We start from the raw sequence: 15,639 nt of genomic DNA, 5'->3' as shown, positions 1-15,639 counted from the left end.
CGTACTTGATCACCTCAGGGGCCTGCGACCAGCCTAATCCGCATGACGCAGAACACCGTTGAGCAGAACACTGTGGACAAGACCCCTGTGGAGAAGACCCCCGTCACCCTGCTGGGCCTCGGCGCGATGGGCACCGCCCTGGCCCGCGCGTGGCTGGCCGTCGGCCACCCGCTCACCGTCTGGAACCGCACCCCGTCCCGCGCTGCGGCGCTCGTCGCCGAGGGCGCGAACGTCGCGGCCAGTGCGGCAGCGGCGGTCGCGGCGAACCCCCTCGTCGTCGTATGTCTGCTGGACGATGCCTCGGTCGGCGAAGCGCTGACCGGCATCGACCTGACCGGCAGGGACCTGGTCAACCTGACCACCAGCACCCCGGCCCAGGCCCGCGCTCGCGCCGAGTGGGCTCGCGCGCAGGGCGCCCGCTGTCTGGACGGCGGAATCATGGCCGTCCCTCCGATGATCGGCGTCCCGGAGTCCGGCGGCTACGTGTTCTACAGCGGCGCGCAGGAGGTGTTCGAGCAGTACCAGAGCACCTTGGGCGTCCCGGCCGGGACCACCTACGTCGGCCAGGACGCGGGCTTCGCCGCCCTGCATGACGTGGCACTGCTCAGCGCGATGTACGGGATGTTCGCCGGGGCCGCGCACGCCTTCGCGCTGATCCGCAAGGAGGACATCGACCCCGCCTCGCTCGCGCCCCTGCTCGCGGACTGGCTGGTCGCGATGGCCCCGGCGGTCCACCGGACCGCCGACCAGTTGCGCGGCGGCGACTACACCAAGGGCGTGGTGTCCAACCTTGCCATGCAGGTGGCCGGCACACCGACCTTCCTGAGCACCGCGGAAGAGCAGGGCGTCAGTCCGGAACTGCTCAGCCCCTACTTCGAGCTGATGCGCCGACGTCTCGCCGAGGGCAGCGGGGAGGAGGACCTGACCGGCGTGATCGATCTGCTGGTGCGCTAGGTCGTGTGGGAGATGCCGGTCAACGCAGCCCAGGTCTTGAACCGGGCGAGTCGCCGCTGGTGGCGGCACGACGAGAACTGGCCGAGGAAACCGGACTCGACCCGGGGGCGGTCCTTGGTCGGTCCGTGCCGGTGGACCGTGATGTTCAGTGGAACGGCAAGCGATACGTCGGGACGGAGCACTTCTTCGTTGCGCAGTTCCCCGACGAGCAACCATCGCTCGTGCGGACCGGTCTGCTCCCCGATGAGCAGGCCAACCTGGACACGCACGCCTGGATCGCATGGTCGGATCTGAGTTCGCTGCCGGACCCGGTTGAGCCGCCACAGTTGCCGGCCGTGCTCGGCACCTTGGTGCCGGACGGTCCGTGGCGTGATCGGGAGCGACGGGAGCAGTGAGCCCGGTCGGCACGTACGTGTTCCGGCCGGCTGCGGAGGCGCCCACCGCCGATCGGAGTCAGATCCCGTCGAACACCTGCCGCCGATCTCTTGGAGTGCGAGCACCGCATGATGGCCGAAGGCCTGGCCGCTCTTCACGCCGCTGCGGGTAACCGGTGCAGGTGTGCGGGACCTTCCAAGCCGTGCTCTTCCGCTCTCACCCGGCCCCCTCGCTGGGGCGGGCAGTGGTGAGCCCCGGGGTGACGAGGGTGAGCCATCGGGTGCGGGCCGGTGCGGGTTGGTCGATGGGGGCGGTGGCGAACAACAGATAGATGTCGTCGACCGTGACGTCGGGATGGACGTCGCCGGCGGCCTGTCCCGCTTGAATGATGGCCGCTACGGCGGTTCCGGCCCGGTCCTCGGCGCTACGGTCACCGGGCTCCGCTCCCAGGGTCTGCGCGGCCGCCTTGACGGCACGGTCGGTCACCGACGTCTCGACGACGCGACCGAGGAGCGCGGTCAGTTCGTCCAGCGCGCGGGCTCCGGCGGAGACACGCGCGTACGTGGCCTCCGCGTCGTCGGCCACCCGCGTGACGCACTCCGCGACGACGGCCGCCACCAGGTCGGTCTTGGTGGGGAAGTGCCGGTAGAGCGTGCCGACCGCGACGCCCGCCGCGGCGGCGATCTCATCCATCCCGACCTCGGGCCCGTGCACGGCGATCTGCTCACCGGCCGCGGCAAGGATCTTCTTTCGGTTACGGACCGCGTCGGCGCGCGGCGCCCTGGCCTGGGCCACGAGATCGTCCACCTCTCCACTTGCGTAAACATGAACCGTGGTTCACGATAGATAGTGAACCGCAGTTCAGTTTACTCGTGAAGGAACCCGTCATGCCACTCAAGACCGCCCTCGTCACCGGTGCCTCCTCCGGCATCGGCGAAGCCACGGCCCTCAAGCTCCAGGAACTCGGCTACACCGTGTACGGAGCCGCCCGCCGCACGGACCGCCTGCACGAACTCGCCGACCGCGGCGTACGCCCCCTGGCCATGGACGTCACGGACGACGCCTCCATGCAGGCCGGCATCGAGAAGGTCATCACCGAGACCGGCCGCATCGACGTGCTCGTCAACAACGCCGGTTACGGCTCCTACGGCGCCATCGAGGACGTCCCGCTGGACGAGGCCCGCTACCAGTTCGAGGTCAACGTCTTCGGCGCGATCCGCCTGGCCCAGCTCGCCCTGCCCCACATGCGCGCCCAGCGCTCCGGCACCGTCGTGAACATCACCTCGATGGGCGGCAAGATCCACACCCCGCTCGGCGGCTGGTACCACGGCACCAAGTTCGCCCTCGAAGCCCTCAGCGACTGCCTGCGGGTGGAGGCCAAGCCCTTCGGCATCGACGTGGTCGTCGTCGAGCCCGGCGGTATCGCCACCGAATGGGGCGGCATCGCCGCCGACAAGCTGGAGAAGTCCTCCGCCGGCGGCGCCTACGCCGCCCAGGCCGCCGCCGTGGCTTCCACCCTGCGCTCGGAGGCCAACGCCAAACGCAACTCCCCGCCCTCCGTCATCGCCGACGCCATCGGCAAGGCCGTCACCGCCCGACGCCCCAAGACCCGCTACGTCAAAGGCTTCGGCGCCCGACCGCTCATCACGCTGCGCCGGATCCTGCCCGACCGCGCCTTCGACTCGGTCATCAGCCGAGCGGTCGGCCTCGCACGCTGAGGTGTAAGGCGGATTGTGGGGACGTCGTCGCGCTCCCCACGGTTCATGCGTTGCCGGGCTGCTGCCTCAGGCGTGTGCGTGCTGCGGCGCGTACCTCGGCGGTCTCTGCCGGGTCGTCGCTCAGTATCGCGATGCGTGCCAGGGCTTCCGGGCCGGCGGGTGCTGAGGCGACCGCGAGAAGCCGGGCGTGCTCTTCGCAGTCCCACAGGGATTCGGTGAGGGCGTAGTCGAGGCCGTGCGGATCGATGGCGGTGAGCGCCCGGAGGTAGGCAGCTCGTTCGTACGAGTGCGGGGTGTGCAGCCAGAACCGCCGCAGGTAGGGGGCCGCTGCGGCGGCGTCGGGGCCGAACCGGGCCAGACGCCGGGCCGTGCGGTCAGGGCCGCACCAGGTGTGCGACGCCCACTGCCCGGCAAGTTCCTGCACGAGTCCCGGCAGCGCCTCGGGGCCGGGGTGTTCGGCCAGGACCTGCGCCCCCAACTGGACCAGCCAGGGTCGCCCGTCCTGGACCCAGCCCTTGGCCGCGGGTACGGCCGCCGCTCCGAGGCGGTCCACAGCCCGCGCGATCAGGGCCGGCACCCGGTGCCCGTCCGGCGGGCCCGACAAGGGGACCAGCGGGATCAGTTCCTCCGTCGGCTGCCGGCCGAGGAGCGCACGCAGCGCTTCGCACTTCGTTTCCTCTTGTCCGCGGACGTCGGCCAGCAGGCCGAGCAGCTCCGCGGTGCCGAGCTGGTCCAGGGAGGCCCGCGGAACACGCGTACGGCCGGGCACCTTGATCCCGAACCGTATCCACGGCTCGACGCACCACGGCGGTTCTCCTCCCTCACTGATCCGGGCACGTGCGAGGGGACCGAGATCCTCCCACCACTCGGTCGGCCAACAGGATGCCACCGACTCCAGCACACGGCGCCAGTGCCGCCCCTGCCGGACGTACGCCCGCAGCCCCTCCCGGGCCTCCTCCACGCCGATGAGAGCCAGGAGTTGCAGCACCTCGCAGGCCCGCAGACAGGCCTCTTCGTCCGCCGCCAACCAACCCAGGATCGGTGAAAGAGACAGTCCCAACTCCTGGACGAGCCACGCCAGATAGAGGGCACGGTCGTCGGTCGCGTGCCAGCGCCAGTCCCGGCGGATGGCGTCATGGACGAACCTGGCTGATTTCGTGGGGTCTTGGAGCGCTCGTATCGCGCCGAGGCCGCGGCCACGTTGCAGCAGGCCCTCGACGCCGTCGTGGCGGGCGTAGAACATCTCGTTCTCGTCGTTCATCCCCCCGCACCCTGCCCGACCTCACACCGGGCTGCCAGGAAATATCGCTCCGGCCTTACCGTGCTGCATGCTGAGGGTGCGATCACGAGCGGCGGCAGGGGGGCCAGTTGGTGTTACGTATTCACTTCACGGCGGAAGACCTTGCACGTACACGGGTGGCCGCGACGATCGGTGTCGCGGCGGAGCTCTACTACAGCTTGGAGCTGCTGAGGGAGAAGCGGGACCTTCCGCACCTGCGTTCGTGGCGGGCGGCCGTCGCGGGCCGGATGGGAGCGGACACGCGTCCCCTGACGTCGTTGGTGCCGGTGCGCGGTCCCGGACTGGATCTGCTGGCGCTGATGGGTGATGTGTCGTCTCTGGACCACGCCGTGGACAACCTGCTGCACGCGCCGGTGGCCCGGCTGCGGCGCGAGTTCGAAGGCCTCGACTTCCGTCCCGGACACCTGCCGTGGGCCAGGCGGGTGGCGGAGGGAGACCGCGACGCGCTGCGGGAGCTCGCCGAGGCCGTGCGCGCCTGCCATCGACTGACCGTGGAGCCGTACTGGCACCGAGGGCGGTCCGAGTTGGTCGCGCTGGCAACCCGTTGCGCGAACCTGGTGTTGGAGGGAGGCATCGATCTTCTGCTGCGCTCGGTCTGCGCACCACTGGTCCGCTGGCGTCCGCCGGTGCTCGAAGCCCCCTACCCGCGAAGGATCGAAGTGCGCCTGAAGGGCAGGGGGTTGATCATCACGCCCACCGTCTTCTCGAAGCTCCCGGTGAGCTTGCTGTGGGACCCGCTCGACACCACCCAGCCACCCCGGCTGACGGTGCCGGCCCTGCGCCGGCCACTGACGGGCCCCGAGCCGGGCGAAGCCGACGACTCCACCGTCCGGAACCTGGAATCTCTGCTCGGCCGCACGCGCGCTGCTGCCCTGCAGGTGACAGCGGAAGGCTGCACGACGACCGAGCTGGCACGCCGCCTCAACGTCACGGCTGCAGCCGCCAGTCAGCACGCGACCGTGCTGCGCAACACGGACCTCATCACCACCAGCCGTCGCGGCGGGTCCGTGCTGCACTTCATCACACCGCTCGGCCTGGCCCTGTTGCGGACCGGCACCCTGGTACAGGAGTGAGCCCCGCAGATGTCGCCGCATCAACCCCCGGTCGCGCGGCCCCCTTTAAGCCGTGACTTAAGGGGTGGGCCGCAGGTGGCGGGCCCCTCCAGGATGTGGAGCCGAAACCAGCTCCCACCATCCTGGAGAACACATGCGGACTCATCTCGCCGCCGCGCTCGGTACCGTCGTGCTGACCGCGGGCACCTTGCTGGGCGCTCCCGCCGCCGGCGCTCAGACCTCCGACTACCCCACGACCGCTTACGGACCTGTCACGGTCGGGAACACGTGGACGCAGGGCACGATCACCTGGTACAACCGCTCGGTCGCGGTGGTGGGGACGCACAAGTCGGTGAGCGCGGCCGGACCGGCGTACTGCCGACGCACCTGGGCGTACACCTATGACGCCCACGATACGAAGTTGGGCTCTGCCGGTTCCGTTTCCTCCGACACGGCGTGTGGCACGACCGTGAACTTCAGCAGCTTCGACGTTCCGGCTGACGTCCCCGGCGGGGCCGCGTTCGTGCGGGTCTGCCTCGATGACGGCAATCTCAAGGACCTGCTCTGCAGCCCTCGCTACCGGCGCCCCTGAATCCTCGACGATCGTCAGGTGGCGGGGTCCACTTCGGGGTGCGTGAAGCGGACGGGCTTGCCCAGCGACCGGGCGTAGGCGATTTCGGCTCGGGTGCTGTCTCCGATGTAGTCGCCGACTACGAGCACCTCGTCAGCGAGCCGGATCTTCGCCCGGTGCAGATCGTCGAGCCGAACCTTCAGGGCCTCGGCCTCGACAGGATCGGACCACAGTGCGTGCGGTGACTTGAGGTCGCAGCCCGGCTTGACGACGATCCTTCCGGCTTTGGTCTCTTGCAGATCGGCCTCCGCCATCTCGGCCATGAAACGCGTGGAGCCGCAGATCGCGACGATACGAGGGAGGCTCAACTGCCGCTTCACGGCGGCGAGTTGTTCCTCGGGGCTGAGCGGTTGCGCGGATGTCACTGGTTCCTCCTGCCGGAGCTGTCGGACGGGGCTCCCAGCTTCGCCCCGTCCGGTGGTCGTCAAGGATGGAACCGCCAGCGGCCTTCAGAGACGACGTCCAACTCGCCGTCCCTGACGCGCAGGGCCGTCGCGTCGTCGATGAAGTAGATCGGGAAATCGGCGCGCGCGGCGACGCGGTCGGCCCAGGCGTCGTCCCGGTCGGGGAAGTCCGGTGAGTACAGGTGAGGTTTGAGATACCAGTCGAAGAGCCCGAACGGCGGCTCCACGGTCGTCGCGCCGAGCACGTGCAGGTCGGCGGTGTCCCCGATGACGTCGGCGGAGTGGCCGGTGAGATGACGGCTGAAGATCATCGATCCGGCGCTGAATCCGACGTAGACACGGCTCTCCAGCGCCTTGAGGAAGGCGTCGGCCAGGCCGTTGCCGGTGATGCTGCGGGCGAGGTGGTAGTGGTTGCCGCCGCTGACGTAGACGACGTCGGCGCGGAGCAGCCGGTCGAGGACCATCTGCCGGGGCAGGCCGTTGAGTTCCAGGACGTCGAACTCCCGCCAGCCCAGGCCGTGCAGCCGGTTCATGTCCGCGATGAACCAGCTGTGGTCGCCCGGCTCGGCGAGCGATGCGGTGGGGACGTACACGACGTTCGCCGATCCGAACGGCTTGCCCAGCATGTCCCGCAGCGCATCGCGCAGTGTCTGGTTGCTCAGGCCGCTCGCCGTCAGCAGAAGGTTCATCGGGCGAGCCAAGCACGGCTGACGGACGCTCGCAACGAGACCGCGCCCCTCACGTCAACAGGGCCGCCGTGAACACCTCGCGTTGCGCCACCAGCCACTCCTGGATGCGGTCCCAGCGCCGCCAGCCACCGCGCTCGGACAGCGCCCGGACGTAGCCGGGGTCACCGTCGGCCACGCGGTCGGCGACGAAGGCGCGGCAGGATGCGGTGGCCTGTTCGATGGCGCCGGGGAGTTCGGCGCGCTCCTGCGGGGAGAGGCGGTAGCCGTCGGCGAGGATGCGCAGCCGTGTTGGCGCATCCAGTCCCGCTGGATAGAACCCTGCCGCGGATTCGGGATCCAGCATCGGAACCCAGTAGCGGGCGGTCATGGCAACGTCCCACACGGGCCGGCCGGGGGCCGCCAGGTCGAAATCGATCAGGGCCGTGGCCCGGCCGTCGCGGAAGACGACGTTCTCCGGGCACACGTCGTTGTGGCACAGCATCGTCCCTCCCTCCGGGTCGGCCAGGGCCCGCGGCCACTCGGCGGACCCGTCGACCGGGATGGCCGCGCTCGCGTCGTGTAGACGCCGCAGCAGGCCGCCCACCGAACTCAACGCGCCCTCGGTCATCGCCCAGTCCGGAAACGGCGGAAGAGGGACGTCGCCCGGGATGAAGGTGAGGTGCTCGCGGCCGTCGTCGGTGAGTCGGACGGGTCGCGGGGCCGCGGCGAATCCCTGCTCTTCCAGCGCGAGGAGATGGGCGTGGAGGGCGCGCGCGGTGGACGGCGCCGGACGTTCCACCAGGGCGCTGTGACGGATGACCGCACCCACGTTCACCATGCCACCGACCAGGACTTCACCCTCAGCTGTCATGCCGATCACGCTACCGCCGGGTCGCGGGAAGGCGGGGGTCCTTGATCGGGGGTCGCACCGGCCACCGGCTTGACCTCGAGACCGCTACGGTGCCGTCGTGATCGACTCCCCGCTGCCCCTGCTCTTCCTCGATGTCGACGGTCCTCTCATCCCCTTCGGCGCGACGCGGGAGGAGCTCCCCGACGGCTACCCGAGCTATGACAGCGGGCGCTCACCCTCCGAGGTCGAAATCAGCCCGCTCATCACCAGGATCAACCCCGGGTATGGGCCTCGGCTGCAGGCCCTTCCCTGCGAGCTGGTGTGGGCGACGACCTGGATGGACGACGCGAACGACTGCATCGCCCCCTGGCTCGGCCTGCCCCGTCTGCCCGTCGTGAACTGGCCGGACGCCACAGACGACCACCTGAGGGACGGACTGCACTGGAAGACCCGCCCGCTCCTGGACTGGGCCGCGGGTCGCTCCTTCGTCTGGGTCGACGACGAGATGACCGACCGAGACCGGGAGTGGATCTCCGCCAACCACCGGGGACACGCTCTCCTGCACCACGTCGATCCGCGCTACGGGCTCACCGATCACGACTTCGTCGCCCTCGACCGGTGGCTCCAGTCCCATCAGGGCTGACCGCCGCTGAACCGGCTGTCGCGCCGGATCGTCGAGTGCCCCAGTGCGTTCTCGTCGTGGGCCGTGGCCGGTGGCGAGGAGGATCTTGCCGGCCGACGTGGCGTGCAGGGGCAGGCGGTCGCCGTCGACCAGGCAGGGCCGTGCCGTCGGAGGGGACGGTGTTGTCCGCGTGGCCGCCGGTGCGGGCGGGCCGAGGGGAAGATCCGGCGGCACCCTCCGGTTGTCGTCGGAGTACGGCCGTGGCGCACACCGACCCGAGGGAAAGGCCACTCATGACCGACAGCCTGAAGGAAACCGTCGGACGATACGGCATCTGGAGCAGCGGCCTGCGCTCCACGGACCCGTCCCGGCGCGGTGAACTGGCAGAGGCGGCGGCGGAGTTGGAGGAGCTGGGCTACGGCGCGCTCTGGCTCGGCGGCAGCAGCTCCGCCCGCGACGCCGCTCCGCTGATCGAGGCGACCTCCCGGATCGTGGTCGGCACCAGCATCCAGAGCATCTGGGAGCACGAGCCCGCCGCCTCCGCCGCGAGCTTCGCCGAACTGGACGCCGCCCACCCGGGCCGCTTCGTCCTGGGCCTCGGCGTCAGCCACGCCAAGTTCGCGGAGCAGTACCGTCGCCCCTACTCGGCGCTGGTGTCCTACCTGGACGCGCTGGACGAGGCGGGCCATCCCGCCGACCGCCGCCTCCTCGCGGCCCTCGGCCCGAAGACCGTCGACCTGGCCCGAGAGCGTGCCGCCGGGTCCGTCCCGTACCTGGTCACCACCGACCACACGGCCACGTCCCGCCGGCGTCTGGGCGAAGCCCCGCTGCTGGCCCCGGAGCTGAAGGTCGTCCTGGAGTCCGACCCGGCCCGGGCCCGCGCCCTGGCCCGCGACTACCTCGCCGTCTATCTGACCCTCCCGAACTACACCAACAACTTCCTGCGCAACGGCTTCACGGAGGACGACCTGGCGCACGGCGGCAGTGACCGTCTCGTCGACGCGGTCTACGCCTGGGGTGACGAAACGCGGATCCGCGCCCGCATCGACGAGTACCTCGCCGCGGGCGCGGATCATGTGGCTCTTCAGATCGTGGACGGCAGCAGGCCAGGGGGTCAGTCCCTCCCGCGGGAGGCCTGGAGCAAGCTTGCTTCTCTGCTGACCTGAGGCCGGTCAGGCCGCGACGAGTTCCTTCTCGCGTTCCGGCAGGGCGACCGGGGCCTTGGGCTTCTTGTTCGGCAGGGAGAGGCGGACGACCTTGCGCCAGGCGGAGAACACCTGCTGGGGCAGCGGGCCGGTGACGTACTCCAGCTCGTACTTCTCGAACAGCGCGCGCACCTTCACCGCGACCTCGGCGTACCGGTTGCTCGGCAGGTCGGGGAACAGGTGGTGCTCGATCTGGTGCGAGAGGTTGCCGGTCATGAAGTGCATGGCCTTGCTGCCGCTGATGTTGGCCGAGCCCATCATCTGGCGCAGGTACCACTGGCCGCGCGTCTCGCCGTTGATCGACCGGCGCTCGAAGACCTGGACGCCCTCGGGGAAGTGCCCGCACATGATCACCGAGTGGGACCAGATGTTGCGGACCAGGTTCGCGGTGAACGTGGCGGCGAGCGTGGGCAGGAACGACGGGCCAGACAGCAGCGGGTGGATCACGTAGTCCTTGAGCACCTGCTTGCGGATCTTGCGGCCGACGGCCTTGGCCCGCGCGCGGAACTCCGGGTTCTTGCGGCGGCGCTTGTGCAGGTTCTTGCCGAGCTCGAGGTCGTACGCGGCGATGCCGTACTCGAAGAAGCAGGCGTTGATGAAGTTCCACAGCGGCTGGCCGAGGTGGAAGGGGTGCCACTTCTGGTCCTCGTCGACGCGCATGATGCCGTAGCCGAGGTCGTTGTCCTTGCCGATCACGTTGGTGTACGTGTGGTGCAGCTCGTTGTGGGAGTGCTTCCACTGGTCGGCCGGGGAGACGTGGTCCCACTCCCAGGTGGTGGAGTGGATCTTCGGGTCGCGCATCCAGTCCCACTGGCCGTGGAGGATGTTGTGGCCGATCTCCATGTTGTCCATGATCTTCGCCACGGACAGCCCGGCGGTGCCGATCACCCATGCGGGCGGGAAGAGCGAGAACAGCAGGACGGCCCGGCTGGCCAGCTCCAGCTTGCGCTGTGCACCGATGACCTTGCGGATGTAGGCGGCGTCCTTCTCTCCGCGGCTGGCGATCACCTCGTCGCGGATCGCGTCCAGTTCGCGGCCGAGTTCCTCGATCTGCTCTGCGGTCAGGTGGGCGGTGGGGTCGATGGCGGTCAAGGTGTTCCTAACGCTCGATGTCGCAGGGGCCCGCCGCGGCGGACACGCAGGTCTGGATGAGGACGCCCGGCTCGGCCTCGGTGATCTCGCCGGTGCGCAGGTCGCGGACGGCGCCCGCCTTGAGCGGGCTGACGCAGCCGAAGCAGATGCCCATGCGGCACCCGGAGGGCATGAGCACGCCGGCCTCCTCGCCGACGTCCAGCAACGGCGTGGTGCCGTCCGCGTCGACGGTCGTGCCGGTGGTGCTGAACGTGACCTGGCCGCCGTCGCCCGCGGCGACGATGCTGGGGCGGAAGCGTTCGGTGTGCAGGCGCTCCGGTACGCCGTGCTCGCTCCAGTGCTTCTCGGCGGCGTCGAGCAGGCCCGCGGGCCCGCAGGCCCAGGTCTCGCGCTCGGCCCAGTCGGGCACGAGTTCGTCGAGACGGGTGATGTCGAGCATGCCGTGGGTGTCGGTGTGCACCTCGGTGAGGCGCAGCTTCCCGGCCGCGCCCAGCCGGTGCAGTTCGTCGCGGAAGATCACGTCCTGCGGCTGCGGCGCGGAGTGGATCATGACGGCGTCGTCGAAGTCGGTGTTGCGCAGCATGCCCATGACGGGCGTGATGCCGCTGCCGGCCGTCAGGTAGAGCACCTTGGCGGGCTTGGCATGCGGCAGCACGAAGTCACCGGTCGCCTGGTCGAGCTGGATCAGCGTGCCCGGCTTCGCTCTGCGGACCAGGTGGTTGCTGACCTTGCCGTCCGGGATCGCCTTCACGGTGATCGTGACGCGGCCGTCGGGGCGGTCGGTCGGTGAGGTGAGGGAGTAGGCGCGCCACAGGCGGACTCCGTCGACGTCGACCCCGATCCGCACGTACTGACCGGGCGTGTGACCGCGCCAGCCGCGCCCCGGTCGGATCACGATGGTCGCGGCGTCACCCGTCTCGGGGTGCACGGCCTCGATCCGCCCTCGCAGGTCGGCGCCCGCGCGGAGCGGGCTGACCAGGTCGAGGTAGTCCGACGGCAGCAGTGGCGTCGTGACCATTTCCAGCAGTTTCCACGCCCTGCTGCGCAGGGCTGTACTCGTCATGACCCCAGCTTGCTGCGTCCCAGGGCGTAAAGTCCTGACCGTAGGACGTGAATCTGGTGGTTGGAATTGTTCGTAGGGAATAAAAACATGAGCCAAGCAGTCCAGCGGGCCAGCGAGCTGGCTCTGGATGAGACGATCGTCACCGCCCTGCGGGCCGAGCTGAAGACCACGGCCGACGAGGTCGTTCAGGCGATCATCGACGAGGTCCCTCCGTACACCAACGCCCTGTCGGGCCACATGGGCGCGACCATCCGCCGTGCCGTCCGCACCGCCCTCGGGCACTACCTGGACCTCGCGGGCGGGAACGCCACGAGCGGCGACGCCGGTGACGCGGCCTACGAGCTGGGCCGGGGCGAGGTGCGCGACGGCCGTTCCATGGACGCCCTGCTCAGCGCCTATCGCGTCGGCGCCCGCGTGGCCTGGCGCTGTCTGGCGGCGGGTGCCGTCCCCGCGGGTCTGCCCGCCGCCGAGGTCGCCAAGTTCGCCGAGCTGACCTTCGCCTACATCGACGAGCTCTCCGCCGCGAGCGCCGCGGGCCACGCCGACGAGCTGGCCGCCCGGGGCCGGGCCCACGAGCGCAATCTGGAGCAGCTGGCCCGCGACCTCGTCGCCGGCGCGAGCCCGGACGTTCTGCTGGCCTCCGCTCAGCGGGCCGGGTGGCAGCCTCCTGTTTCGCTGACCGCGGTCCTGCTGCCCGCCGCCCAGGCCCGGCCCGCCCATCGCACGCTCGACCCGAGCACTCTCGTCCTGGACGATCTGCCGGACGCCACCGGCGTGCTGCTCGTTCCCGATGCCGACCGACCGCATCTCCTGCGGCAGCTGACGGACCGCGCCGCCGTGGTCGGCCCGGCCCGGCCGTGGACCCGTGCCTGCGCCTCGTACGCACGAGCCGTCCGCGCACGCTCCCTCTCCGCCGGCATCCATGACACCGAGGACCACCTGCCCGAGCTGGTGCTGAGCGCCGACGCGGACGCGTTCGCGGACCTGCGCGCCCGCGCTCTCGCCCCCTTGCGGACCCTGCCCGTCGCGACCGCACGACGGCTGGAGGAGACGCTGCGTGCCTGGCTCCTGCACCAGGGCAGGCGCGAGGAGGTGGCGGCGGCGCTGTTCGTCCACCCCCAGACCGTCCGCTACCGCATGTCGCAACTGCGCGAACTGTTCCCGGATCTCGCGTCGCCCCAGCGGGTGCTTGAACTGACGCTGGCGGTCGGTCTTCAGGCCGGCTGACGGCTTCGGGGTTCTCGTCGTCGCAGCCGCGCAGCACCGGGACCGGGACCGGGTCGGGGGGACGCGTCGCAGGGCGGGGCGAGGGGCGGGGACCTGCAGCTGATCGTCGGTGGTGAGCTGATGGGCGCAGAAGCCGGGGACGGAGGCGGGGAGGCGGTCGGGGCGGCAGGCGGCCGCCGGGGCTGCGATGTCGAGCAACTCGGCGAAGAGCGGGTCGAGTTCGCTGTCCGGGACCAGCGCGTGGGCGGCCGGCCCGCGGGTTGGCGTCCGCCGGCAGGGACCCCGTCCCGCCCGGGCGGCACCTCGCGGCCGGACTCCGCGAGCGCTTCGGCACGGTGGATCGCAGTCCGGTGGTGTGGCCCAATCTGCCCCCTGCGTTCGTACACCTGGCCCGTGCGCCGAGGAGTCCGCGGCCGGCCGGGCGCGTCGGCTCGGGTCCTTCGGGGTGAAGAGTCCTTCGGCGTGAAGAGCCGTCTCGTTCGATGCCCGGGTGCCGTGGCCCCGGAGTCGGGAAGTGCTCCGGCGTGCCCTGGTGCCTGGCCCGTCACCCGGCGGCGCGGAGGTGCTGGGAGACGGCGTCGGCCGTGGCGGACACCGGGGGAAGCAGCTTCGCCAGATGGAACGTGGCCGCCGGGGCCACCACCGCCACCGCCGCCAGCACCGTCCCGTCGGCGGAGCGCACGGGGGACGCGACGCTGCTGATGTCGGGTTCCCAGGTGCGCTGGGTGACCGCATAGCCCTCGCGTCTGACCTTGGCGAGGGTCTGCCGCAGCGCGGCGCCCTGGCTCGGGGTCGCCGAGGTGTACGCGCGCAGCGACCCGGCGCAGACCTCGTTCTGTACGGATTCCTCGGCATGGGCGAGTAGCACCAGTCCCGCGGCGCAGGCGTGCAGGGGCATGCGGTCCCCGGACTCGATCCAACTCATCAGGGAGTCGCTGCCGTTGACCACGAACGAGAGACAGACCCCTTCGACGCGATCGCGGATCACGAGGTAGGCCCCGGCCGCGGTGCGGGTGTGAAGCTCCATCAGGTACGGCTGCGCCGCCTCGGCGAGCGGTGAGCAACGGGGCGCCAGCGTTCCCGTCTCCCAGAGCCTTAAGCCGATGCTGTAACTGCCGTCCCCGTTCCTCTCCAGCGCTCCCCAGCCGTGCAGCTTGTTCACGATGCGATGTGCCGTGGCAAGTGGGAGGCCCGACCGCCGACTGATGTCACTCAAAGTCAAAGTGCGGTTCTGCCGGTCGAACGCTCCGAGAACGCTCAGGGCGCGGTCGACGACCGAGCGCTCCGGCGTGCCGGAATGAGGCATGGTCATCCCGTCTTGTTCCTTTCGTGTGCGCACAAGCCGAGTGAACTCGACTCATGCGAACGCCAGATGGGATCTGGCGACGGGCGGCCACCTCTATGATTAAACCTTCAAGTGACACGAGAAAGGTTGATTCCGGAAGTCCTATGGTCGATTTCGACTCCTTGCCGATCCCTGTTGTGCCCTACACCCCGGTGTGCCGGTCGGGATCCGGTATCACGGTGACCTCTTTCCAGGAACTGCTGAGCTCGGTTCCGCGGGAGTTCCTCGCCTCCCCGCACCGGCTGGAATTCCATCAGCTCCTGCTGGTCACCCAGGGGACCGGAACTTTCTCGCTCGACTCCACGCGCTTCGAGTGCCGTCCGGGAAGCCTGCTGTGGATCCGGCCGAACCAGGTGGTCCAGGCCATGCCGCAGCATGATCTGACGGGCGATCTCATCATGTTCACCGAGGCGTTTCCCCCGCGCATGAGCGAGCGCCTGGGGATGCTCGACGATGTGCTGCGGCCTTCGCACTGGCGGCTGGGCGAGCGTGAACTGGGCGTCCTCGGGCGGGTCCTGTCCCTCATGCGGGAAGAATTCCAGCGGCCCGAAGGGGCGTTGGGCGAGGACATCCTCAAACACCTGCTGGCGGTCTTCCTGCTGAGATGCCATGAGATATGCAGGTCGAAGCACGAGGGCGGAACACTGCTCGTGCCGGTTGCCGACAGCGCCTGGGGGGAGCTGTTCGTACGGTTCCGGAAGGAGTTGGAGCGCTCCTACCGCACCACCCGACAGGTGGAGGACTACGCCGCCGCGCTGAATTGCACGACCCGCGCCCTGTCCCGTGCGTGCCGGGCCGTCGCCGGCGCCACCGCCAAGAACATCATCGACGCCCGGGTGGCACTCGAAGCGCGTCGCCTGCTGGTGCATACGCGTCTGCCCATCGGCGCCGTGGCCCGCCAGTTGGGGTTCACCGAGGTTACGAACTTCACCAAGTTCTTCATACGTCGGGTGAATATGACGCCGGGGGCTTTTCGGCGGAGCAGCGGAACGCTCATTGGGCCACCGGCAAACGTCGCCGATGGCCCTGAGGCGGTGTTACCGACCGGTTCTAAACCGGGCGGTAACCAATTCGGGGGAAGTTGTACCGGAAGTCAATTCCGATCCGCTTTCCACTCTCCGGAAGGGTAGTTG

Annotated in this window: 17 protein-coding genes; 9 read left to right on the top strand and 8 right to left on the bottom strand. The window is 69.9% G+C overall.

All coding sequences use genetic code 11. The features are described from left to right. The first annotated feature begins 42 nt into the window (after positions 1–42). Entirely contained in the window at positions 43–954 is a 912-nt protein-coding gene (locus ACFUO4_RS02585; protein WP_383479125.1) for an NAD(P)-dependent oxidoreductase, read from the top strand. 5 nt (positions 955–959) lie between these two features. After that, positions 960–1,349 carry an NUDIX domain-containing protein gene (locus ACFUO4_RS02580; protein WP_383479122.1) on the top strand — a complete coding sequence of 130 codons (390 nt, stop codon included), beginning with the start codon at positions 960–962 and terminating at the stop codon, positions 1,347–1,349. Positions 1,350–1,545: 196 nt separating this feature from the next. Here ACFUO4_RS02580 and ACFUO4_RS02575 read toward each other — a convergent pair whose 3' ends face one another. Then, a complete protein-coding gene (locus ACFUO4_RS02575; RefSeq protein WP_383479119.1) occupies positions 1,546–2,136 on the bottom strand; it encodes a TetR/AcrR family transcriptional regulator in 591 nt (196 codons plus the stop codon). Between the two features lie 80 nt (positions 2,137–2,216). Here ACFUO4_RS02575 and ACFUO4_RS02570 point away from each other — a divergent pair, with 80 nt between their 5' ends. Next, positions 2,217–3,047 carry an oxidoreductase gene (locus tag ACFUO4_RS02570; RefSeq protein WP_383479116.1) on the top strand — a complete coding sequence of 277 codons (831 nt, stop codon included), beginning with the start codon at positions 2,217–2,219 and terminating at the stop codon, positions 3,045–3,047. A 43-nt stretch (positions 3,048–3,090) separates the two neighbouring features. Here the strand turns inward: ACFUO4_RS02570 and ACFUO4_RS02565 are convergent, their stop codons facing one another. Next, complete coding sequence (locus ACFUO4_RS02565) at positions 3,091–4,308, bottom strand: hypothetical protein (RefSeq protein WP_383479113.1); 1,218 nt, start codon at positions 4,306–4,308, stop codon at positions 3,091–3,093. Between the two features lie 155 nt (positions 4,309–4,463). On the opposite strand from ACFUO4_RS02565, the gene ACFUO4_RS02560 reads away from it, so the two are divergent. Continuing rightward, positions 4,464–5,420 carry an ArsR/SmtB family transcription factor gene (locus ACFUO4_RS02560; protein WP_383479111.1) on the top strand — a complete coding sequence of 319 codons (957 nt, stop codon included), beginning with the start codon at positions 4,464–4,466 and terminating at the stop codon, positions 5,418–5,420. A gap of 133 nt (positions 5,421–5,553) precedes the next feature. After that, positions 5,554–5,991 (top strand): hypothetical protein, encoded by a 438-nt coding sequence (locus ACFUO4_RS02555; protein ID WP_383479108.1) that lies wholly within the window; start codon positions 5,554–5,556, stop codon positions 5,989–5,991. Between the two features lie 14 nt (positions 5,992–6,005). Here the strand turns inward: ACFUO4_RS02555 and ACFUO4_RS02550 are convergent, their stop codons facing one another. The 3 genes from ACFUO4_RS02550 to ACFUO4_RS02540 are packed head-to-tail and all read right to left on the bottom strand — an operon-like array spanning position 6,006 to position 7,973. Further along, a complete protein-coding gene (locus ACFUO4_RS02550; RefSeq protein ID WP_383479105.1) occupies positions 6,006–6,395 on the bottom strand; it encodes a hypothetical protein in 390 nt (129 codons plus the stop codon). A 59-nt stretch (positions 6,396–6,454) separates the two neighbouring features. Next, entirely contained in the window at positions 6,455–7,123 is a 669-nt protein-coding gene (locus tag ACFUO4_RS02545) for a Type 1 glutamine amidotransferase-like domain-containing protein (protein ID WP_383479102.1), read from the bottom strand. 49 nt (positions 7,124–7,172) lie between these two features. Continuing rightward, the gene (locus ACFUO4_RS02540) at positions 7,173–7,973 is read right to left on the bottom strand and encodes a phosphotransferase (RefSeq protein WP_383479099.1); all 801 of its coding nucleotides are present in this window, start codon (positions 7,971–7,973) and stop codon (positions 7,173–7,175) included. 100 nt (positions 7,974–8,073) lie between these two features. On the opposite strand from ACFUO4_RS02540, the gene ACFUO4_RS02535 reads away from it, so the two are divergent. Beyond that, the gene (locus ACFUO4_RS02535; RefSeq protein WP_383482244.1) at positions 8,074–8,595 is read left to right on the top strand and encodes an HAD domain-containing protein; all 522 of its coding nucleotides are present in this window, start codon (positions 8,074–8,076) and stop codon (positions 8,593–8,595) included. A 272-nt stretch (positions 8,596–8,867) separates the two neighbouring features. Further along, positions 8,868–9,740, top strand: coding sequence for an LLM class F420-dependent oxidoreductase (locus ACFUO4_RS02530; protein WP_383479096.1), 873 nt, complete (start codon positions 8,868–8,870; stop codon positions 9,738–9,740). Positions 9,741–9,746: 6 nt separating this feature from the next. Here the strand turns inward: ACFUO4_RS02530 and ACFUO4_RS02525 are convergent, their stop codons facing one another. Together ACFUO4_RS02525 and ACFUO4_RS02520 are read right to left on the bottom strand one after the other, a co-directional pair. Beyond that, positions 9,747–10,871, bottom strand: a complete 1,125-nt coding sequence (locus ACFUO4_RS02525; protein ID WP_079309472.1) for an acyl-CoA desaturase — start codon at positions 10,869–10,871, stop codon at positions 9,747–9,749. Between the two features lie 7 nt (positions 10,872–10,878). Further along, positions 10,879–11,934, bottom strand: a complete 1,056-nt coding sequence (locus ACFUO4_RS02520; RefSeq protein WP_383479093.1) for a ferredoxin reductase — start codon at positions 11,932–11,934, stop codon at positions 10,879–10,881. An 87-nt stretch (positions 11,935–12,021) separates the two neighbouring features. Here ACFUO4_RS02520 and ACFUO4_RS02515 point away from each other — a divergent pair, with 87 nt between their 5' ends. Further along, positions 12,022–13,161, top strand: a complete 1,140-nt coding sequence (locus ACFUO4_RS02515) for a PucR family transcriptional regulator (RefSeq protein ID WP_383479091.1) — start codon at positions 12,022–12,024, stop codon at positions 13,159–13,161. 544 nt (positions 13,162–13,705) lie between these two features. Here ACFUO4_RS02515 and ACFUO4_RS02510 read toward each other — a convergent pair. After that, positions 13,706–14,467: an IclR family transcriptional regulator gene (locus ACFUO4_RS02510; RefSeq protein WP_383482241.1), complete on the bottom strand. Its 762-nt coding sequence runs from the start codon at positions 14,465–14,467 to the stop codon at positions 13,706–13,708. 143 nt (positions 14,468–14,610) lie between these two features. Between ACFUO4_RS02510 and ACFUO4_RS02505 the strand changes: the two genes are divergently transcribed. Next, positions 14,611–15,636 (top strand): AraC family transcriptional regulator, encoded by a 1,026-nt coding sequence (locus ACFUO4_RS02505; protein WP_383479088.1) that lies wholly within the window; start codon positions 14,611–14,613, stop codon positions 15,634–15,636. Positions 15,637–15,639 lie beyond the last annotated feature (3 nt).

This window comes from Streptomyces sp. NPDC057280 (assembly GCF_042668605.1).
Lineage (GTDB): Bacteria > Actinomycetota > Actinomycetes > Streptomycetales > Streptomycetaceae > Streptomyces.
Note: the sequence above shows the minus strand (reverse complement) of the source record. Positions and strands in the feature narration are given on the sequence as shown.